Origin of the sequence: Streptomyces sp. NPDC046197 (assembly GCF_040646295.1) — a bacterium.
Taxonomy (GTDB): domain Bacteria; phylum Actinomycetota; class Actinomycetes; order Streptomycetales; family Streptomycetaceae; genus Streptomyces.
The window spans coordinates 141,584-162,763 of sequence record NZ_JBEYZY010000001.1 but is presented as its reverse complement, the minus strand read 5'-3'; the positions used below and the strand labels follow the sequence as shown (position 1 = coordinate 162,763).

The 21,180-nt window shown below is 70.1% G+C and carries 16 protein-coding genes and 1 tRNA gene; 5 read left to right on the top strand and 12 right to left on the bottom strand.

Features of this window, described 5'->3' with window-relative positions; genetic code table 11:
- Positions 1-92: 92 nt before the first annotated feature.
- Complete coding sequence (locus AB0A61_RS00710) at positions 93-221, bottom strand: DLW-39 family protein (protein WP_003999697.1); 129 nt, start codon at positions 219-221, stop codon at positions 93-95.
- Positions 222-558: 337 nt separating this feature from the next.
- Between AB0A61_RS00710 and AB0A61_RS00705 the strand changes: the two genes are divergently transcribed.
- From AB0A61_RS00705 to AB0A61_RS00695, 3 genes are all read left to right on the top strand, one after another.
- Positions 559-915, top strand: coding sequence for a DUF6344 domain-containing protein (locus AB0A61_RS00705; RefSeq protein WP_361283890.1), 357 nt, complete (start codon positions 559-561; stop codon positions 913-915).
- A gap of 166 nt (positions 916-1,081) precedes the next feature.
- Positions 1,082-1,870 carry a GntR family transcriptional regulator gene (locus AB0A61_RS00700; RefSeq protein ID WP_361283887.1) on the top strand — a complete coding sequence of 263 codons (789 nt, stop codon included), beginning with the start codon at positions 1,082-1,084 and terminating at the stop codon, positions 1,868-1,870.
- The gene (locus AB0A61_RS00695; RefSeq protein ID WP_361283885.1) at positions 1,867-2,670 is read left to right on the top strand and encodes a glycosyltransferase family 2 protein; all 804 of its coding nucleotides are present in this window, start codon (positions 1,867-1,869) and stop codon (positions 2,668-2,670) included. Before AB0A61_RS00700 ends, AB0A61_RS00695 begins: the two co-directional genes overlap by 4 nt.
- Before the next feature lie 55 nt (positions 2,671-2,725).
- Here the strand turns inward: AB0A61_RS00695 and AB0A61_RS00690 are convergent, their stop codons facing one another.
- The 3 genes from AB0A61_RS00690 to AB0A61_RS00680 all read right to left on the bottom strand — a co-directional run bounded on the left by AB0A61_RS00690 (position 2,726) and on the right by AB0A61_RS00680 (position 4,397).
- On the bottom strand, positions 2,726-3,637 hold the full coding sequence (locus tag AB0A61_RS00690; protein ID WP_361284955.1) for an FkbM family methyltransferase: 912 nt from the start codon (positions 3,635-3,637) through the stop codon (positions 2,726-2,728).
- Between the two features lie 17 nt (positions 3,638-3,654).
- Entirely contained in the window at positions 3,655-3,912 is a 258-nt protein-coding gene (locus AB0A61_RS00685; RefSeq protein WP_361283882.1) for a ferredoxin, read from the bottom strand.
- 128 nt (positions 3,913-4,040) lie between these two features.
- Complete coding sequence (locus AB0A61_RS00680; protein ID WP_361283879.1) at positions 4,041-4,397, bottom strand: hypothetical protein; 357 nt, start codon at positions 4,395-4,397, stop codon at positions 4,041-4,043.
- Positions 4,398-4,653: 256 nt separating this feature from the next.
- Here AB0A61_RS00680 and AB0A61_RS00675 point away from each other — a divergent pair, with 256 nt between their 5' ends.
- Positions 4,654-4,989: a hypothetical protein gene (locus tag AB0A61_RS00675; RefSeq protein WP_361283876.1), complete on the top strand. Its 336-nt coding sequence runs from the start codon at positions 4,654-4,656 to the stop codon at positions 4,987-4,989.
- Between the two features lie 544 nt (positions 4,990-5,533).
- A complete protein-coding gene (locus AB0A61_RS00670; protein WP_361283873.1) occupies positions 5,534-9,754 on the top strand; it encodes a hypothetical protein in 4,221 nt (1,406 codons plus the stop codon).
- A 283-nt stretch (positions 9,755-10,037) separates the two neighbouring features.
- On the opposite strand, the gene AB0A61_RS00665 is transcribed toward AB0A61_RS00670, so the two are convergent.
- The 8 genes from AB0A61_RS00665 to dnaN form a co-directional block, all read right to left on the bottom strand.
- A tRNA-Ile gene (locus AB0A61_RS00665) sits at positions 10,038-10,111 on the bottom strand.
- Between the two features lie 101 nt (positions 10,112-10,212).
- Positions 10,213-11,058: a DUF3566 domain-containing protein gene (locus tag AB0A61_RS00660; RefSeq protein WP_361283870.1), complete on the bottom strand. Its 846-nt coding sequence runs from the start codon at positions 11,056-11,058 to the stop codon at positions 10,213-10,215.
- 18 nt (positions 11,059-11,076) lie between these two features.
- Positions 11,077-13,671 (bottom strand): DNA gyrase subunit A, encoded by a 2,595-nt coding sequence (gene gyrA / locus AB0A61_RS00655; RefSeq protein ID WP_361283867.1) that lies wholly within the window; start codon positions 13,669-13,671, stop codon positions 11,077-11,079.
- Positions 13,672-13,713: 42 nt separating this feature from the next.
- The gene (gene gyrB / locus AB0A61_RS00650) at positions 13,714-15,795 is read right to left on the bottom strand and encodes a DNA topoisomerase (ATP-hydrolyzing) subunit B (protein WP_361283864.1); all 2,082 of its coding nucleotides are present in this window, start codon (positions 15,793-15,795) and stop codon (positions 13,714-13,716) included.
- 391 nt (positions 15,796-16,186) lie between these two features.
- Positions 16,187-16,729 carry a DciA family protein gene (locus AB0A61_RS00645; RefSeq protein ID WP_361283861.1) on the bottom strand — a complete coding sequence of 181 codons (543 nt, stop codon included), beginning with the start codon at positions 16,727-16,729 and terminating at the stop codon, positions 16,187-16,189.
- Positions 16,726-17,850 (bottom strand): DNA replication/repair protein RecF, encoded by a 1,125-nt coding sequence (gene recF, locus AB0A61_RS00640; protein ID WP_361283858.1) that lies wholly within the window; start codon positions 17,848-17,850, stop codon positions 16,726-16,728. The genes AB0A61_RS00645 and recF overlap by 4 nt, the downstream gene beginning before the upstream one ends.
- Positions 17,851-17,902: 52 nt before the next feature.
- Positions 17,903-18,778 (bottom strand): phosphogluconate dehydrogenase (NAD(+)-dependent, decarboxylating), encoded by an 876-nt coding sequence (gene gnd / locus AB0A61_RS00635; RefSeq protein WP_361283855.1) that lies wholly within the window; start codon positions 18,776-18,778, stop codon positions 17,903-17,905.
- A gap of 186 nt (positions 18,779-18,964) precedes the next feature.
- Positions 18,965-20,095, bottom strand: coding sequence for a DNA polymerase III subunit beta (gene dnaN / locus AB0A61_RS00630; protein WP_361283852.1), 1,131 nt, complete (start codon positions 20,093-20,095; stop codon positions 18,965-18,967).
- Positions 20,096-21,180 lie beyond the last annotated feature (1,085 nt).

Genomic DNA, 21,180 nt, shown 5'->3' with positions numbered 1-21,180 from the left:
CCCCGGAAGCCCCGGAAGCCCCGGAAGCCCCGGCAACACAAAACCCCGACCGCTCCGGCGGTCGGGGCCTGCTCAGTTTCGGTTGTCGGTGCTCACGAACCCGTGGGCACGGAGTCAGTCGCCTCCGTCCACAGATCCTGCTCGGCGCGATCCGCCTGGATCTGGCGGTACACGAGGAGCCCGCCGATGGCGGCCAGTGCGACCAGGAGAAGCTTCTTCACCGCGCGACCTCGTCTTTCCTTGACGTAGGGGACCTCTGGCGCCCGACTATACACACCGATCGATATCGATCGGTGACCTGCGTCCGCGCCCAACTGCCGCCCGGCGCGGCGCATTCGGGGCAGAGGCCGTAGCGGCGATCAGAGGGTGATCGGTCCTCGACGCGCGGTGACTTTGCCCGCCCTCCACCCACCTCGGCAGTTTTTCTCACCTCTTGCGTCCATACGAGTGGTGTTCATCCGAAGATCCACGCGTCATGGGCGTTGGTCCACCACTTTGCGGCCCTCATACACATCATGAGCAAAGTACGCAAATCGCCCAACCCGAAAGTGAGGGGACATGGACCAGAGCAAGGCCATGAAGTTGTGGACCGCCATCGTGACCGCCTTCCTCGCGCTCTGCACGGCACTCGGACTCATCACGACGACCGCCGCCACGGCGACGGCCGCCCCGCAGCCCGAGACGGCACCGAAGAACGCCGCCCCCGTACCGGCGCCGGCGACGTCCCCATGGTCCAGACTCTCCGGCAGGTCCCTGCCCCCCACGATGAAACAGCGCATCCGCGCGGAGGCCCACGGCAAGACGCCGGGCTGCCGTCACCGCCCAGTCGCCGACACCTCCTCGGTGGCGATCAGCGACCCGGAGTGCGCGCCCGCGGTCCCACCGGCCAGGCCGACCATCCCCCTCCAGCGCTGACAGCCCTGGCACGGCACCGCCCGTGCCGTCTCCCGCACCCATGACGTAACGGCGAATTGCGTACCGCCCGAACCGAATGTCTCGAAGGTCCCCGGTCGACACCGACCGGGGACCTTCACTTTGCCCGCACTCATCAGGACCTCTTGAGGAGTCGTAGGCTGGTGCCGTGCCCAAGGCGTACGAGGAGATCGCGGACGACATCCGCCGGTCCATCCGCGAGGCCGAGCGCGGGCCGGGCGAGCAGCTGCCCTCGGAGACCGAACTGGCCAAGACGTACCGGCGCAGCGTGCCGACCGTGCAGAACGCGCTCCGGTTGCTGGTGGCCGAGGGGCTGATCGACAAGCAGCACGGCCGCGGCACCTTCGTCCGGCGCCCGCGCACCCCGGCGGTGCGGGACAACAGGCGGCACCAGTGGGAGAAGGACCGTGCCCGGCAGTCGTTCGTCCGGCGGGCCGAGACCGGGGCCACCGAGCACGACACGGGCCTGGAGCCGAACGATCTCGTCTTCCACGCGAAGTACTGCGAGATCAGGGCGTCCAGGGAGCTCGCTCAGGCGTTCGGCGTCCCGGAGGGCACGGCGCTCGTCGAGCGCACCTACCGCACCCGGCACACCGCGGAGACGGCTCCGTTCAGTCTCGTGACCTCCCGCCTCGTCCGGGACATGATCGCGGCCAACCCCGACCTCCTGGACGACTCCAAGGAGCCCTGGCCTGGAGGCACGCAGCACCAGCTGCACACCGTGGGCATCGAGGTGGGCCGCATAGAGGAACGTTTCACCGCCCGGCCGCCCACGCCGGAGGAGGCCAAGCAGCTGGAGCTGCCGACCGGCACCTCGGTGATCCTCCTGCACAAGACCTCCTACGACACTCAGGACCGCGTCGTGGACATCACGGACGTCACGCTGCCCGGCGACCGCACCGAGCTGTGCTTCACCACTCGACTGGAAAGGTGGTGAGTGCGGCCGTGACCCCGAGCCGGCGCATCACCGTCGTCACCTGCGTCCACGCCCCGTCGGCCGGCTTCCTGCCGGAGGCGTACAAGTCCCTGTGCGAGCAGCAGCTCCCGGAAGGCTGGGAGTGGCAGTGGCTGATCCAGGAGGACGGCCGGACCGACGACGTACGCCCGCACGTCCCCGACGACGAGCGAGTGACGTTCCGGCAGGGCCGTCCGGGCGGCCCGGGCGTCGCCCGCACGATCGCCCTGGCCCACGCCGACGGCGAGTACGTCAAGGTCCTGGACGCGGACGACCAGCTTCCGCCTGGTGCGCTGGCGCGTGACCTCACCGTGCTCGAGGCCGACCCCACCATCGGATGGGCGGCCTCCCGGGCCCTGGACCTGCTGCCCGACGGCTCGACGGCCGGCTTCCCGGGCGATCCGGACGACGGCCCGATCGAGCGCGGGGCCGTGCTCGCCTTCTGGGCGGCGAACGACTTCCGTGCGCAGGTCCACCCGGCCACCCTCTGCGTACGCCGGGACCTCCTGGTGGCCCTCGGCGGCTGGATGGCGCTGCCGGCGTCCGAGGACACCGGCCTGCTGCTCGCGCTGAACGCGGTGAGCCGCGGCTGGTTCTCGCGGGACGTGGGCCTCTTCTACCGGAAGTGGGAGGGTCAGGCGACGGGCCAGTCGGCCCACGTGGACCCGGCCGAGCGCGCTGCCAGGATGGCCGTCGTGGAGGCACGGGCGAGAGCGCTGGCGCAGCTCGGGTGGCGCTGTCCGGTGACGGACCGACCGTCAGCAGGACTGTCCTCCAGGTAAGACGGACCCCCAGGTAAGGCCGCCAGGTAAGGCCGACGCCAGGTAGGGCCGACCGTCAGTGAAGCGTGTCCGCGTCCACCCGGGAAAAGATCAGGTCGGTCTCGTCGACGACTGGTCCCCGCCAGCGGACCGGGACGCTCGGCGCACCGCTCAGGGCGCGCGGGTAGCTCTCCGGGGCGTAGTCGTTGGCCAGGCGATAGACGTGGAAACCGGCGTCGGTCATGGTCCGCAGCAGTTCATCGGCACTGTCCCCGAGTTGCGCCATGCGGTGGGGAGTCACTTCCACGGTGATCTCCGCGTCCGGCCGGAGCTTGTCCAGCAGGGGCGCCAGCCCGCGGACCACGCTGCCCTCGGCACCCTCCACGTCGATCTTGATGAGGCGGGCGTTCGTGATCTCCGCCGGGTCGAGCAGGTCCGGCAACGGCAGGGCGTCGATCTCGAAGGTGGACTCGGCCGGCCCTTCGTACGGAACGATGCTGTTCGCGCCCATGTTGCGCGAACTGGCCAGCACAAAGGTCAGGCGCTTGGGGCGGTCCGACACCGCGGCGTTGACCGCACGCACGTTCCGGCAGTCGTTCAGGCGCAGTTGCTGCACCAGCCGCCGGTGGAAGGCCGGGGACGCCTCGATCGCCGTGACCCTGCCCGCGTCGCCGACGAGTTGCGAGGCCAGCACGCTGAAGACACCCATATTGGCCCCGACGTCGATGAAGCCGTCCCCGGGCCTGAGCCGGCGCTGGATCCAGCCGGTCATGTGCGGCTCCCAGACCCCGAAGAGATACAGGTACCGCTGGATCAGGTCCTGGGTGTCGACCGCGAACCGGGCGCCCGAGCGGGTACGGACCACTCGCCGCCGGGGGTGGTCCCGCAGGTACGGGTTCAGCCAGCGGGCGGCCAGCGGTGCCTTGCCCAACGCTCCCGGAGCATCCCGCACGTACCAGCGGCCCAGCGTGGCGAAGGTCTCCGACATGTCCGAGAGGGAACTGCTCACTCTGCTCCGCCTTCCACCGACCCGCTCTGGCTGCCGCCGCCGGCTTCACCGGGACGGAGGCCGCCACTACCGGTGACCATGATGGCCTGGGACGGGCACTTCTCCGCGGCCTCCCGCACCTCCGGGTCGCCGCCGGTGCCCACCCGTCCCGGCAGGACGGCGCCGAATCCGTCGCGCACGGTGAAGACGGACGGCACCCTGAAGGCACACTCGCCGGAGCCGTAGCAGAGATCACGGTCAACGGATACCTTCATACACCCTCCAGTCACGCCACCGGCCCGAGGCCACACGGCTTGACTGCCCGGCCGACGGATCGCCGAACCGGCCTTTTCCGGTGCTCAGTCGAGGTGTCAGTGTGTCAGTGTGTCAGTGTGTCAGTGTGTCAGTGGCCGGCGGATACGCCGAGCCAGTGTGCCACCCTGCGGACGGTGGCCTCATCCAGCCCGTCGACGAGCGCCTGTACCGCCGCGTCGTCCTCGGGAGCGAGGTCGTAGAGACCTGCCTTGCCCAGACCCGCCATGAGCACCTGGTGCCTGCGGTCGGACATGCGTTCCGCGAGCTTCGACGGCGGGACGGCGCCGGCCGCGGGGGTCCGTACCGCACCGGTGACGGCGCCGCCGCGGGCCGGGTCGCCGCTGCCCCCGCTCTCCGGGACGTCGAACAGATGCCACGTGTCGTTCTTCGGACCCCACAGAGCGACCGTCACGTCCTGTCCGCGCGCCCGCAGGGTCTGGGCCATCTCCCCTACCGCGTAAAGGACGGGCGAGCGACAGGACGACTCCGCGGCCACCCGCCACGAAACCGTGTCCGGCTGGTAGAACATCGCGACCCAGCGGGGCGTGCCCGGTGGTTCAGGACTCAGGGGACGTGTCTGACGTGTCTCCACTTCACCCACCCTTCGGAAGCGGCACGGGAGGCCGACCGCGACGATAACTGACGGTCCGTCAGCGGCGACCTGCCGTCACCTCGGCATAGACCCCGCATCCGCCGAACTCGTGCCGAGGACCCCGGCCGGACGGGCCGCCAACGCCCTGCGGTTGTCCGCCCAGTCGATCGAGGCACTCGCGACGAGCACGCCCGACCCCGCGGCGGACGCCCGCTGCGCCCGCAACGCCGCCGCCGCAGCGGCCCTGGCCGCTCAGGTGGCCCAGCCGCACGAAGGCGGGGCGGGGCCGTCCGCCGTCGCGTTCCGGGCGGCTCTCGCGGCCTCGCAGACGGCCGCGTCCGCCGCCGGCGGGGCCGCCGCGGGCAGGGATCCGGCACGCAACACCGCCGCCGAAGAGGCCGAGAAGAACGCGGTCGCCGCGGCACGCGCGGCGGGATGGATCTGACCTGACGTCTGACCTGTACGCCGACTTCGGCCGCGTGCGGGTGCGTCGGGCGCGTCGGGCGCGTACTGCGTGTGCCTGCGTGGTGCGCGTCCTGCGTGTGTTGGCGTCGGGCAGCGTGATCCGTGCGCCTGATTCGTACGCCTGATTCGTGCGCGTGATCCGTACGCGTGATTCGTACGGGCGCTCGGTGCGCGCACGCTTCGCGAGGCGCGTCGTTCGGCACCGGTCCCTCCCCTCGTGGGGACCGGTGCCGAACGCTCGGGTGACACCGATCCGCGCCGCACCGGCGCGGATCGGGGAAAGGACGGATCCGTGGCGACGCGCGGCGGTCCGTACGGGACCGGCTCCACGGATCTCTCCGAGCGCTGAACTGGTGGTGTCCGAGCGGCGCGCCGTTGGTGCGCTGCTGCGTCGTGATCCTGCCAGCTGGGGCTGCAACCGAGGAGGTTCCCGTACGGACCGGACGACTTAGCCGCAGGTCAGCCGTATAGAGTGAGTTTTCCGGTCCGGACATCCATGCGCGGGGGAAGTAAGGGGTGGGACCTTGAGTTCCGACTCAGGGGCACGCACAGCCTTCGCGGAGCGTCTCGCGTTGCTGTACAAGGAGGCCGGTGATCCGCCGCTCAAGCGGGTGGCCGAGGGGGTCGTCCGGCTGCAGCGGGTCGACGAACGAGGGCGGCCAGTACGGGTGTCCGCGCAGCGCATCAGCGACTGGCGGCGCGCCAGGAACGTGCCCGCACAGTTCGCCGCCCTCGCGGCCGTGTTGCACATCCTGATCCCCGAGGCACGGCGCTCCCGGCCCTCTCCGGTGTCCAAGGGCCTGTACGACCTGGCCCATTGGCAGCGCCTGTGGGAGCGTGCGGTGGCCGACCCGGTCGGCGAGCGACCGGCGACCGCAGCGGGCCAGGAGGAGGGCCTCGCGGTCGACGCCCCGGCCGTCTCCGGCGTGTGCCCCTACCGGGGGCTGGCCTCGTACCGTCGGCAGGACGCCCGGTGGTTCTTCGGCCGGGAACGGAGCACGGACGCCCTCGTGGCTCAGCTCCGCGCGGTGCAGGACACGGGCGGCCTGGTCATGCTCGTGGGCGCTTCGGGGGCGGGGAAGTCCTCGCTGCTGAACGCGGGCCTGGTGCCCGCGCTGCGCAACGGCGCGCTGGGTGACGGGGACACCCCGGCGGGAGAGGTGGTACAGCTCGTACCGGGAAGCGATCCTCTCGGGGAGCTGACCCGCCTGATCCCCGAGCTCGCACACGTCGTCTCCACCGCGCAAGAGCCGAGAGCGCGGGGAACGCAGGCGCAGGAGACACAGGCGCAGGAGACACAGGCGCAAGGGACGCAAGCGCAAGGGACACAAGCGCAAGGGACACAAGCGCAGCACCCGGCGGCGGAAGGGCAGACGCACGGCCCCAATCGGGCAGCGTCCGCCGCTCAAGGTCCGGTGGCGGAGGCACCGGCCGCGCAGGGACCCACCGCGCCGGCGCCCGCGGCCCAGGAGCCCGATCCCGGTACTCCGCAGTTCGCGCGCGCGGTGAGAGCGGCCGTCACGGCCTGGGCGTGGCGCGAGGCGCCCTCCGCCACCCGACCCGTCGTCATCGTGGACCAGTTCGAGGAGGCGTTCACCCTCTGCACCGACGAGGCGCAAAGGCGCGCCTTCATCCAGCTCCTGCACGCCGCCTGCTCGCCCGCCGGCCCCGGTGAGCCCGCTCCCGTACTGGTGGTCCTCGGCATACGCGCCGACTTCTACGAGCAGTGCCTCGGATATCCGGAACTGGCCGACGCGCTGCAGCACCGGCACATGGTGCTCGGACCGCTGACCACCGCGGAACTGCGCGAGGCGGTGACCGGCCCGGCCAAGGCCGTGGGTCTGGAGCTGGAACCGGGCCTCGCTGAGCTGATCGTGCGTGAGGTCAGCGCCGACGGCCCCCGCGGCGCGCACGACGCCGGGGTGCTGCCGCTGCTGTCCCACGCCCTGCTCGCCACCTGGCAGCGACGGAAGGCGGGCCGGCTGACGCTGGCCGGTTACCGCGCGGCGGGCGGCATCCAGGGGGCGGTGGCGGCGACCGCGGAGCGTGCCTGGTCCGGTCTCGACCCGGCGGCCCGCACGGCCGCGCGGCTGCTGCTGCTCAGGCTGGTGCGGCTGGGCGAGGACACCCAGGCCACCCGCAGGCGCGGGACGCGGCGCCAACTGGCGGAGGAGTCGACGGACCCCGGCAAGACGGAGGAGTCGCTCGAGGCGCTCGTCCGCGCCCGGCTGGTGACGCTCGACGCGGAGACCGTGGAGATCACCCACGAAGCGCTGCTCCACGCCTGGCCGCGGCTGCGCGACTGGATCGACGAGGACCGGAACGACAACCTGCTGCGCCAGCGGCTGGAGGAGGACGGCAGGGCCTGGGAGGACTCCCACCGGGACACGTCACTGCTGTACCGGGGCTCCCGTCTGGAACACGCCCACACATGGGCGAGTTCCGCGGGTGACACCTTCCTGACCCGCACCGCGGTCGAGTTCCTGGCCGCTTCGGTCAGGCTCCGCAGGCGCACTGTCTGGATCAGCCGTGGTGCCGTGGCGGCTCTGGTCGCCCTGGCGATGGTGGCGGTCGGCTCGGCGGTGGTCGCCCGGCAGCAGCGGGACGACGCCGTGTTCGAGCAGGTGGTCGCCGAGGCCGATCGGGTCCAGTACACGGATCCGTCGCTGTCCGCTCAACTCGACCTGGTGGCGCACCAGCTGCGGCCGGGCGACAAGGGTACGAACAACCGGCTGATCTCGATCGTGAACGCGCCGCTGGCCACGCCGCTGCTCGGCCACACCGGCGCGGTCTACCTGACGTCGTTCAGCCCGAACGGGCGGGTCCTGGCCACCGCCAGCTACGACCGGACCGTGCGGCTGTGGGACGTGACGGACCCGACGCGCCCGAAATCCCTGGGCAAGCCCCTCACCGGACACGCGAGCTGGGTGAGCAGCGCGGTCTTCAGCCCGGACGGCCACACCCTGGCCAGCGCCGGGGACGACGGCACCGTACGGCTGTGGAACGTCACCGACCCCCGGCACCCACGCTCCCTGGGCAGGCCCCTGGCCGGCCACAACGGCACGATCTTCCTGGCCGCCTTCAGCCCCGACGGTCACACGCTGGCCACCGCCGACGAGGATCACACCGTACGGCTGTGGAACGTGACCGACCCGCGGCATCCGGTCTCGCTCACCACGCTGACCGGCCACACCAACACCGTACGGTCCATCGCGTTCAGCCCCGACGGCAAGACGCTGGCGTCCAGTGGCGACGACGCCACGATCCGGCTGTGGAACGTCGCCGACCCCCGCCACCCCAGCGGCCTCGGCGAGCCCCTGACCGGCCACACCCACACCGTGCACTCCGTGGCCTTCAGCCCGGACGGCAGGACCCTCGCCAGCGGCAGCTCGGACGCCACGATCCGGCTGTGGAACGTCGCCGACCCCCGGCACCCGAGCGCCCTCGGCGAGCCCCTGACCGGCCACACCGGCCCCGTGTGGTCCGTGGCCTTCAGCCCGGACGGGTCCCTGCTCGCCGCGGGCAGCGCGGACAGCACGGCGAGCCTGTGGAACGTCAGCAACCCGGCCTATCCCTCGCAGGTCGGCGAACAGCTCGCGGGCAGCAGCGGCGAGATGTACGCCATCGGCTTCCGGCCCGACGGGCACACCCTGGCCACCGGCAGCGGCGACAGCAAGGTCCGGTTGTGGACGATACCGGGGTCGGACATGATCGGCCGGATCGGGGCGTTCAGCCCGGACGGGGAGGTCATCGCGACGGCCGCGGGCGACAGCCGCATCCGGCTGTGGAAGGTGACGGATCCGAAGCGGCCCGCGGCGCTGGGCAGGCCGTTCACCACCGGGGACCGGGACCTGCGGTCGCTGGTGTTCTCGCCCGACGGCCGCACCCTCACCGTTCTGACCGGAACCAGCAACACGGTCCAGCTGTGGAACGTCGCCGATCCCGCCCACCCCGTCGCCTACGGCCCGTCCGTCCCGCTGCACACCCGGTACGCGGGCGCCGACGCGCTGGCGCTCAGCCCCGACGGACGCACACTCGCCGTCGACTACGACGACCGGACCGTACAGCTGCTGGACATCACCGACCCGGCCCGTCCCAAGCGCCTGGGCAAGCCCCTCACGGGCCACACCGGCTACGTCAACAGCCTCGCCTACAGCCCGGACGGCCACACCCTCGCCAGCGGCAGCGCCGACGGCACCGTACGGCTGTGGAACGTCACCGACCCCCGGCACCCGCGCTCCCTCGGCAAGCCGCTCACCGGGCACCTGGGACCCATCAACACGCTCGCCTACAGCCCGGACGGCCATACGCTGGCCAGCGGCAGCGACGACGACACCGTCCGCCTCTGGAACATCGCCGATCCCCTCAGGGCGACCCGGCTGGGCGCTCCCCTCACGGGCCACACCGAGGCGGTCGTCTCCCTGACGTTCAGCCAGGACGGCCGCACCCTGGCCAGTGGGGGCAACGACAACACGGTCCGGCTCTGGAACGTCACCGACCCCTCCGACGCCGCTCCGATCGGTCAGTCGATGAGCCCCAACGCCAAAACGGGCAACTTCCTGTCGTTCAGCCCCGAGAACCACATGCTCGGGGTGTCCAGCGGCGTCGACACCGTGCGGCTGTGGAACCTGGACGTCGACCAGGCCATCGCCCGTATCTGCTCGACCACCCGGGGCGTTCTGACGCCGGAGAAATGGCACGAGTACCTGCCCCGTCTCTCCTACGACCCCCCGTGCGGCCGGTGACGCAGCCGGGGTGCGACCCACTGCACACGCACAGAGTCTTGCGTGATCCGGCTCACAACTGATCCCTGTGGCCGAGGGAGCGCTCCCGGGGCGCAGCCAGGCTTGTTACTCTTGGCTACAGCCCGATCGCTGGTGCATCCCCCGTCGCCAGCGATCGGGCCCTTTCATGCCCGGAGCCCCTCGGGCCGCAGCCCGCCCCTGACCAGCCGAACCCCGCCTCACGACCAAATGAAAAGCGGACGCTTCCCGTATGGGAAACGCCCGCTGTTTCGATCTTCAACTGTGGGGCTAACAGGATTTGAACCTGTGGCCTCATCCTTATCAGGGATGCGCTCTAACCAACTGAGCTATAGCCCCGCCGCGCTCTGCGGTGTGTGTCCCGCGCGCTGACTCCTGAAGATTAGCGCACGACGTGGGCAGTCCCAAAATCGGTTACCGGGGGCCGCTGCCCGCAGCTCTCACTCGTCCTCGGCCAGTGTCAGTTCGATGCCTCCGACGAAGCCGGAGGAGAGGTTGTAGATGAACGCGCCGAGGGTCGCGAGGGCCGTCGCGAGGACCACGTCGATGACCGCGATGATCGTCGAGAACATCAGGACGTGCGGGAGGGACAGGAAGGACTGCAGGTCGAAGCCGTTCGACTCGTTCGAGCCGGTCGCCTCCGAGATCGTGCCGCCGACCGTCGAGAAGACTCCCATGGCGTCCATGACCATCCACAGCACGGCGGCCGCCACGATCGTGCAGATGCCCAGCGCGATGGAGAGCAGGAAGCTGACCTTCATCACCGACCACGGGTCGGCCCTGGCCACGCGCAGCCGGGCCTTGCGGGTGCGCGGCGTCGTCCGGGCGCCCGTCCGCGGCCGCCGTACGCCGGCTGCGGGGGCCCCGCCCGCCTGGTAGGCCTGCGGCGGGTGGTACGGCCCGGCCGGCTGCTGGGGCTGCCGTTCGCCCGGCAGGGGGGAGGCGGAGCCCGGCTCGGCCCCGCCCTGGTGCGGCGGTGCGGGGACGGTCGGCTGGCCGGCGGCGGGAGGCTGCGCCTGAGCACCCGGCACGGCAGCCGCGCCCTGCGGCGCGGCCTGGGCCGCTCCCGCCGCGTACTGCTGGGTCTGGGAGCCTCGGGTGTCCGTCACAGTTCCCCCCTGGGATCCATGAATGTCAGGCGAGTGCGAGTCCGTCGCGGGCGACTTGATCGCTTTCAGGTTGGTTGTGTGCGAATCCGTCGCACGCGCGGCCGAGCCACGGCCGCCGCCGTCCGTTTCCGTACCAGTGGAGGTCCCGGCCGATCCGGCGCCCGTGGCTCCGCTCACGATGACTCACTCCTCGTGCTACTCGGCCGAGGGCGCCTCACCCTCGTCCATGCCGGTGGTCGGGGAACCCTCGGCGAGGTCGTCCACGGCCACGTCGCCGTCGACTTCCTCCGCCTCGCGTCCCGCCTCGGCGTTACGAGCGATACCGACCACGGCATCGCGCTTGCCCAGGTTGATCAGTTGGACGCCCATGGTGTCACGGCCCGTCTCCCTGACCTCGCTGACTCGCGTACGAATCACACCGCCGGAGAGTGTGATCGCGAGGATCTCGTCGCTCTCCTCGACAATCAGCGCGCCGACGAGCGATCCGCGGTCCTCCACGATCTTGGCGGCCTTGATACCGAGGCCGCCACGGCCCTGGACGCGGTACTCGTCGACACGGGTCCGCTTCGCGTACCCGCCGTCGGTGGCAGTGAACACGAACGTACCGGGTCGAACAACATTCATCGAGAGCAGTTCGTCGCCCTCCCGGAAACTCATCCCCTTGACACCCGAGGTGGCACGCCCCATGGGCCGCAGGGTTTCGTCCGAGGCGGTGAACCTGATCGACTGTGCCTTCTTGCTGACCAGCAGGAGATCGTCGTCGGCCGAGACGAGCTCGGCTCCGATCAGTTCGTCGTCGGAAGCGTCCTCCCGCTCCCGGAGGTTGATGGCGATCACACCACCGGAGCGCGGGGAGTCGTAGTCCTTCAGTGGCGTCTTCTTCACCAGGCCGCCCTTCGTGGCGAGGACCAGGTACGGGGCCGCCTCGTAGTCGCGGATCGCGAGGATCTCGGCGATCGCCTCGTCCGGCTGGAAGGCCAGCAGGTTCGCCACGTGCTGCCCGCGCGCGTCCCGGCCGGCGTCCGGCAGCTCGTAGGCCTTCGCGCGGTAGACCCGGCCCTTGTTGGTGAAGAACAGCAGCCAGTGGTGGGTCGTGGACACGAAGAAGTGGTCGACGATGTCGTCCTCCTTCAGCTTCGCGCCGCGCACGCCCTTGCCGCCGCGCTTCTGGGCGCGGTAGTCGTCGGTCTTGGTGCGCTTGATGTAGCCGCCCCGGGTGACCGTGACGACGATGTCCTCCTCGGCGATCAGGTCCTCGATGGACATGTCGCCCTCGTAGGGGATCAGCTTCGTCTGACGGTCGTCGCCGTACTTCTCGACGATCGCGGCGAGCTCCTCGCTCACGATCCCCCGCTGGCGGACCGGAGAGGCGAGGATCTGGTTGTACTCGCTGATCTTCGCCTGGAGCTCGTCGTGCTCCTGGACGATCTTCTGGCGCTCCAGGGCGGCCAGGCGACGCAGCTGCATCTCCAGAATGGCGTTGGCCTGGATCTCGTCGATCTCCAGCAGACCCATCAGGCCGGTGCGCGCGACCTCGACGGTCTCGCTGCGCCGGATCAGCGCGATGACCTCGTCGATGGAGTCCAGGGCCTTGAGCAGACCGCGCAGGATGTGTGCCCGCTCCTCCGCCTTGCGCAGGCGGAAGCGGGTCCGGCGGACGACGACCTCGATCTGGTGCGTCACCCAGTGGCGGATGAACGCGTCCAGCGACAGCGTGCGCGGCACACCGTCCACCAGCGCCAGCATGTTGGCGCCGAAGTTCGTCTGCAGGTCGGTGTGCTTGTACAGGTTGTTCAGGACGACCTTGGCGACCGCGTCCCGCTTCAGCACGATGACCAGGCGCTGGCCGGTGCGCGAGCTCGTCTCGTCGCGGACGTCCGCGATGCCGCCGATCCTGCCGTCCTTCACCAGGTCGGCGATCTTCTGGGCGAGGTTGTCCGGGTTGACCTGGTACGGGAGCTCGGTGACCACCAGGCACTGGCGGTTCTGGATCTCCTCGACCTCGACGACGGCACGCATGGTGATGGAGCCGCGGCCGGTCCGGTACGCCTCCTCGATGCCCTTGCGGCCGACCACCAGGGCACCGGTCGGGAAGTCCGGGCCCTTGATGCGCTCGATGAGGGCGTCCAGGAGTTCCTCGTGCGAGGCCTCCGGGTTCTCCAGGTACCACTGGGCGCCGGACGCGACCTCGCGCAGGTTGTGCGGCGGGATGTTGGTCGCCATGCCGACCGCGATACCGGCCGAGCCGTTGATCAGCAGGTTCGGGAACCGGGAGGGCAGGACGGTCGGCTCCTGGGAGCGGCCGTCGTAGTTGTCCGTGAAGTCGACGGTGTCCTCGTCGATGTCACGGACCATCTCCATGGACAGCGGCGCCATCTTGCACTCGGTGTAGCGCATGGCCGCCGCCGGGTCGTTGCCCGGAGAGCCGAAGTTGCCGTTGGAGTCCACCAGCGGCATCCGCATCGACCACGGCTGGGCCAGGCGGACCAGCGCGTCGTAGATGGAGGAGTCGCCGTGCGGGTGGTAGTTGCCCATGACGTCGCCGACGACACGGGCGCACTTGTAGAAGCCGCGCTCGGGGCGGTACCCGCCGTCGTACATGGCGTACAGCACGCGGCGGTGGACGGGCTTGAGGCCGTCCCGGACGTCGGGCAGCGCACGCGACACGATGACGGACATCGCGTAGTCGAGGTAGGAGCGCTGCATCTCCGTCTCGAGCCCGACGGGCTCGACGCGCAGGGTGATGTCGCCGCCCTCTTCAGGCGTGACTGGAGTGTTCTCGTCGGCCATTGCTGGTGAAGATCCTTCCTGGTGCGGTCAGCTGAGACCGACTCAGATGTCGAGGAAGCGGACGTCCTTGGCGTTGCGCTGGATGAACTGGCGACGGGCCTCGACGTCCTCGCCCATGAGGACCGAGAACAGGTCGTCGGCCTGGGCGGCGTCGTCGAGGGTGACCTGGCCCAGGACCCGGTGCTCCTGGTCCATGGTGGTCACCCGCAGCTCCTCGGCGTTCATCTCACCGAGACCCTTGAAGCGCTGGATCGAGTCCTCCCTGACGCGCTTGCCACGCTGGCGGCCCATCTCGAGGAGCGCGTCGCGTTCGCGGTCCGAGTACGCGTAGTCGATGTCGTCCTTGCCCCACTTGATCTTGTACAGCGGGGGGCGGGACAGGAAAACGTGCCCGGCCTCGACCAGCGGCCGCATGAAGCGGAACAGGAAGGTCAGCAGCAGGGTGTTGATGTGCTGGCCGTCGACGTCGGCGTCCGCCATCAGGATGATCTTGTGGTAGCGGAGCTTCTCGATGTCGAAGTCCTCGTGCACACCGGTGCCGAACGCGGAGATCAGCGCCTGGATCTCCTGGTTCTGCAGGATCTTGTCGATCCTGGCCTTCTCGACGTTGAGGATCTTGCCGCGGATCGGGAGGATCGCCTGGTACTCCGGGTTGCGGCCCGACTTGGCCGAGCCGCCGGCGGAGTCACCCTCGACGATGAAGATCTCGCACTTGATCGGGTCGTTCGACTGGCAGTCCGACAGCTTGCCCGGCAGGGACGCCGACTCCAGCAGGCCCTTGCGGCGGGTGAGGTCGCGGGCCTTGCGGGCCGCCACGCGCGCGGTGGCCGCCTGGATGCCCTTGCGGACGATGTCCGCGGCCTCGTTCGGGTTGCGGTCCAGCCAGTCGTTGAGGTGCTCGTAGACCGCCTTCTGGACGAAGGTCTTCGCCTCGGTGTTGCCGAGCTTGGTCTTGGTCTGGCCCTCGAACTGCGGCTCGCTGAGCTTGACCGAGATGATCGCGGTCAGGCCCTCGCGGATGTCGTCACCGGTGAGGTTGTCGTCCTTGTCGCGCAGCAGCTTCTTGTCCCGCGCGTACTTGTTGATCAGGGAGGTCAGCGCGGCCCGGAAGCCCTCTTCGTGCGTACCGCCCTCGTGGGTGTGGATGATGTTGGCGAAGGAGTACACGCCCTCGCTGTAGCCGCTGTTCCACTGCATCGCGACCTCGAGGGACAGGCTCTTGTCGCGGTCCTCGGCCTCGAGGTCGATCACGGTCGGGTGCACCACGTCTCCCTTGCGGGAGTTGAGGTACTTCACGAAGTCGACGATGCCGCCCTCGTAGTGGTACGTGACGGTCTTGACCTCGTCCTTCTCGTCCGCACCCGCCTCGTCCGCCCCGGCGGTGGCCTTCGCCGACTCGCGCTCGTCAGTGAGTTTGATCGTCAAACCCTTGTTGAGGAACGCCATCTCCTGGAAGCGCCGCGAGAGCGTCTCGAAGGAGTACTCGGTGGTCTCGAAGATGTCCGGGTCGGCCCAGAAGGTGACCGAGGTGCCGGTCTCGTCCGTGGCCTCGTGCTTGGCGAGGGGTGCCGTCGGGACGCCGAGCTTGTAGTCCTGCGTCCAGCGGTGGCCGTCCGTCCTGATCTCGACGGACACCTTGGTCGACAGGGCGTTCACGACGGAGACGCCGACGCCGTGCAGACCACCGGAGACCGCGTAACCGCCGCCGCCGAACTTGCCGCCCGCGTGCAGCACGGTCAGCACGACCTCGACGGCCGGCTTGCCCTCGGAGGGCACGATGCCCACCGGGATGCCTCGGCCGTTGTCGACGACCCGGACGCCGCCGTCGGCGAGGATCGTGACCTCGATGGTGTCCGCGTGGCCGGCCAGCGCCTCGTCGACGGAGTTGTCGACCACCTCGTACACGAGGTGGTGCAGGCCGCGCTCACCGGTGGAACCGATGTACATACCGGGGCGCTTGCGGACCGCGTCCAGTCCCTCGAGGACGGTGATGGCGCTGGCGTCGTACGAGGCCGTGACCTCACCGTTCGAGGATGCGGGCCCGTTCGCGCCGGCGTCGGTGGACGGGATGTTCTCGTTGGGGTTGCCGGAATCGGCCACGAAGCGCCCTTTCTGGCACAGCACGAGCCAGGCTCCTGGGGTGCCCCCTCTGAGGGAGGGTTGCCGGAGCGGCTGCGGCATGTTGCGTTGGTAAGCCTTGATCAGCGTTGCTCAGCTTTTCCCGAACGGTCCCCACGTTCGGGGCGGGATTGTCTTCCAGTCTACCGGTAGCGCCGACAGTGATGGGGGTTTGCCGGTACCTGAGTCCGCATGTGGCGCCCTGAACCGGTCTCTCCCGACTCCCGATATGCGGATGGGGGCTCCAAGAGGCTCACAGAGGCGCTCAGCGCTTCGAGACGTCAACCCGTCGCTACTCAGGGCGCAGGCCGGGATTCGCAAGCGCGTGCGGTTGCACGACAGGGCGCCGCCGACGCACGGACGACGCGGCCACCGCGGGAGTTGTGTGTGAGGTCTGTCACCCGTAGGTGTCACCGGGGCCGGAACTGCCCGGAGCGCGCAGCGGGCCGTAGCGGCGGGCGGTGCCGCCGGGACCGTAGACCTTGATCAGCCGGACCCTGCCCTGGCCGAGGTCCTCGTTCAGGCGGGCGACCAGCGTCGGCGCGAGCAGGCGCAGGTTCGTCGCCCAGGCCGTGGAGTCGCAGCGCACGACCAGCACGCGCTCGTCCTCGTCGTACTTCTCCGGCACACAGTGCTTCGCCACGTCCTCGCCGACGATCTGCGGCCAGCGCCCCATCACGCCGCCCACCGCGGCCGGGGCCTCCCAGCCGCGCTCGTTGATCAGCCGGTTGATCGCCGCACCGAGCGCCATGGGATCGCGTCCGTCGGCACGCGCGCCGGAGCGCAACCCGCCGCGCCGCGCCTGCTTCTTCTGCTGCGCCGCGTCGCCACGCGCGCGTGCCGCCTCCTTGGCGGCGCGCAGCGCCACGCGCGCGAGGTCGACGCCGGAGGGCTCGGGGCTCCGCTTCGGCTGCTTCGGGGCCGGCTCGTCGCTGCTCATACCCGCGCCACCGTGCCGTCGGACACCGCGAACCGTGTCCCCGCCAGGACGTTCGGTACGTCGTCGTCGACCGCGGCGGTCACCAGGACCTGCTCGCCGGGCGCCACCAGCTCGGCCAGGCGTTCCCGGCGGCGGGTGTCCAGCTCGGCGAAGACGTCGTCCAGGATCAGCACCGGCTCGTTGCCCTCCGCGCGCAGGAGGTCGTACGACGCCAGACGCAGCGCCAGCGCGTAGGACCAGGACTCGCCGTGCGAGGCGTATCCCTTGGCGGGCAGCGGGCCCAGTTTGAGCACCACGTCGTCCCGATGCGGTCCCACCAGGGTGACGCCCCGCTCGATCTCCTGTTTGCGGGCCTCGGCGAGCGCCGTCATCAGCTGCTCGAAGAGGTCCTCCCGCGTGTGCGCCTCGCCGGGCGCCGACGGCCGGTACTCCAGCAGGACGGGGCCGCCGCCCGGCGCGAGCTGCTCGTAGGCCTTGTCGGCGAGCGGCTGGAGCGCGGCGACCAGGTCCAGGCGCTGGGCGAGCAGCTCGGCTCCCGCGCGCGCGAGGTGCTGGTCCCACACGTCGAGCGTGGACAGGTCCGCCCCCGTCCGGCCGCCGTGCCGCCGGGCCAGCGCGGCCGACTTCAGAAGGGTGTTGCGCTGCTTGAGGACCCGGTCGTAGTCGGAGCGCACACCGGCCATGCGGGGGGACCGGGCGGTGACCATCTCGTCGAGGAAGCGGCGCCGTTCGCCGGGGTCGCCCTTGACCAGGGCGAGGTCCTCGGGCGCGAACAGCACGGTCCGTACGATGCCGAGCACGTCGCGGGGCCGGACCTGGGAGGACCGGTTGATGCGGGCGCGGTTGGCCCGGCCGGGGTTCAGCTCGAGCTCGACCAGCTGCTGCCGCTCGCCCTGCCGGACCTGCGCCCGGATGATCGCCCGCTCGGCGCCCATGCGGACCAGGGGGGCGTCGGAGGCGACCCGGTGGCTGCCGAGCGTGGCCAGGTAGCCGATCGCCTCGACGAGGTTCGTCTTCCCCTGGCCGTTGGGGCCGACGAAGGCGGTGACGCCCGGGTCGAGCGGGACCTCGACCCGGGCGTACGAGCGGAAGTCGGCCAGCGACAGATGCGTCACGTGCATGGTCGTTCGCCGACCTCCCCCAGGGTTGTGGACCGCCGGGCGGTCCTTTGGACTACTTCTTCTCCACGGCGTGGCCGCCGAACTGGTTGCGCAGCGCGGCGATCATCTTCATCTGCGGCGAGTCCTCCTGGCGGGAGGAGAACCGCGCGAAGAGCGAGGCCGTGATCGCCGGGAGCGGCACGGCGTTGTCGATGGCGGCTTCCACAGTCCACCGGCCCTCACCGGAGTCCTGTGCACAACCCCTCAGCCGCCCCAGGTGCTCGTCCTCGTCGAGGGCGTTCACCGCGAGGTCGAGCAGCCAGGAGCGGATGACCGTGCCCTCCTGCCAGGAGCGGAAGACCTCGCGGACGTTGTCCACGGAGTCGACCTTCTCCAGGAGTTCCCAGCCCTCGGCGTAGGCCTGCATCATCGCGTACTCGATGCCGTTGTGGACCATCTTCGCGAAGTGGCCCGCGCCGACCTTCCCGGCGTGCACCGAGCCGAAGTCGCCCTCCGGCTTCAGAGCGTCGAAGACCGGCTGCACCTTGGCCACGTTCTCCTCGTCGCCGCCGTACATCAGCGCGTAGCCGTTCTCCAGGCCCCAGACGCCGCCGGAGACCCCGCAGTCGACGAAGCCTATGCCCTTGGCCGACAGCTCCTCGGCGTGCTTCTCGTCGTCCGTCCAGCGGGAGTTGCCGCCGTCCACGACCACGTCGCCGGGCTCCAGCAGCTCGGCCAGCTCGTCGATCGTGGTCTGGGTGGGCTCGCCGGCCGGGACCATCACCCACACCACGCGCGGGCCGGTGAGCTTGCCCACAAGCTCTTCCAGGCTGTGGACATCGGCGAGGTCCGGGTTGCGGTCGTATCCGATGACGGTGTGGCCCGCGCGGCGGATCCGCTCGCGCATGTTGCCGCCCATCTTGCCGAGGCCGACGAGACCGAGCTCCATCAGTTGAGTTCCTTAGGTCGCTGTGTGGCAGGTCAGGCACTTTCGTACCTGCGTCCGAGCCTAAACCCGGACGCTCCCGCACAGCTGTGGGCATACGCGCTCATACGTACACCCTCACCTGCGGCTTCACCGCACGGGCCCGGTTCTCCACCGGGCCCGTGGGGCATGTGGACAACGGTCGGCCGCTCAGCCGCTCAGCCGCACCGGCATGATCAGGTACTTGTACGCCTCGTCCGCCTCGGCGTCCACGGCGGGCTTGCCGCTGAGCAGTGCGGGCTTGGTGGACGTCGTGAAGGACAGCTGAGCCACCGGGGAGTCGATGGCGCTCAGGCCGTCCAGCAGGAACGTCGGGTTGAAGGCGATGGAGATGTCGTCGCCCTCCAGGTGGGCGTCCACCCTTTCCACAGCCTGTGCGTCGTCGCTGGAGCCGGCCTCCAGGATCAGCACGCCCTGCTCGAAGCTGAGGCGCACCGGGGTGTTGCGCTCGGCGACGAGGGCCACACGCTTGACGGCCTCCACGAAGGGGGCGGTCTCGATGGTGGCGACCGAGTTGAACTCCGTCGGGAACAGCGTGCGGTACTTGGGGAGGTCACCCTCGAGCAGGCGCGTGGTGGTGCGCCGTCCGGCCCCCTCGAAACCGATCAGGCCCTCGCCGGCCCCCGAGCCGGACAGCGCCAGGATCACGCTGTCGCCGCTGGTCAGCGCCTTGGCGGTGTCCAGGAGCGTCTTGGCGGGCACCAGGGCGACCGCGGAGGCGTCCGGGTTCTCCGGCTTCCACAGGAACTCGCGGACCGCGAAGCGGTAGCGGTCGGTGGAGGCCAGCGTGACGGTGTCGCCCTCGATCTCGATGCGCACACCGGTGAGGACGGGCAGCGTGTCGTCGCGGCCGGCGGCGATCGCGACCTGCTGCACGGCGGAGGCGAAGACCTCACCGGGGACCGTGCCCGTGGCGTTCGGCATCTGGGGCAGGGACGGGTACTCCTCCACAGGCAGCGTGTGGAGTGTGAACCGCGACGAGCCGCAGACCACCGTCGCCCGTACACCGTCTGTGGAAATCTCCACCGGGCGGTTGGGCAGGGCGCGCGAGATGTCGGCGAGCAGGCGGCCGGATACGAGGACCGTGCCCTCCTCCTCGACCTCGGCCTCCACGGAGACGCGGGCGGAGACCTCGTAGTCGAAGCTGGAGAGGCTCAGCTGGCCGTCCTCGGCCTTCAGCAGCAGGCCGGCGAGGACAGGCGCCGGCGGACGGGCCGGGAGGCTGCGTGCCGCCCAGGCCACTGCCTCCGCGAGTACGTCGCGTTCCACCCGGATCTTCACCGTAAGCCGCCTCCTGCTGTTGCTACTGAGTCCTCCGACTCGGTGTCACCGCCCACTGCGACGGGAAGGACACCGGGGACCAGTCTGACGCACCGCACTGACAGTAGGTGCCTGTCGGGGTCAAGTCGCTCCGAGGGGCGGTCGGGGCCGAGAGGGCGAGTTGTGCACAGGTCCCGCTTCGAAACGGATTCCGCACTCTCTCTAGTCGGGAGTAGTAGTAGGGCCTGTGGATACCGTGGATAACCACGTTTGCCCAGCTCAGGGCCGAGATTTTGTCCACGGGCCCTGTGGGCGGCGGCGGTGGACAACCAGGCGGTTCTGTGGAGAACAGGAAGTTCTGCACACCCCGCCCACAGCCCGAGGGCACTTCTCCCCAGCTGCGTCCCCAGATTTACCCACGTTTCCCACACCCCAACCCGGCACCTTGGTGTGACGCCTTTCACTCGACCCGGTGATCAGGCGCGTCGCGTTGCCGAACAGTGGACAGGGATGTGGAGAAGCGGCCGATCACTGGGGACAACCGGCCCCAGCCTGTGGGCAGCCCGTGGACAACTCCGTGCACACCCTGTGGATCTCCGGTTCGTCCACAGTCTGTGGAGGAGGCTCGTCCACGATTCCACAGGCGGTTGAGCTGGGCTGATGGTCTTTCAAGAGCACAGCCTGTGGATGCGATCTGGACAACTCCGCGGTCCCCAGCATGTGGACGGGAGAAAGTCCCCCAATCTGTGGAGAGCACCCGTAACGCGACCCCTATTCGAACAGCCGACGACATCGGACGGAGGGGCGACCTGTCCGGGGGGACGTCGCGAAGGGAACGGGGGGATGGCTGGGAAGACGAGGGGGCCTCTTCGGGAGACGACGGGACGCCTTGCGGCTGGGCGGCGCCGGCCCCTGGCGAGGCGGCGGCTGCTGGAGAGGACGGGTCCTTCGGGAGACGACGGACGGACGGGGCGTGGGAGAGGACGAGACTCCCTGTGGGAGAGATGACCTCGGCCCCTGGCGAGGCGGCGGCTGCTGGAGAGGACGGGTCCTTCGGGAGACGACGGACGGACGGGGCGTGGGAGAGGACGAGACTCCCTGTGGGA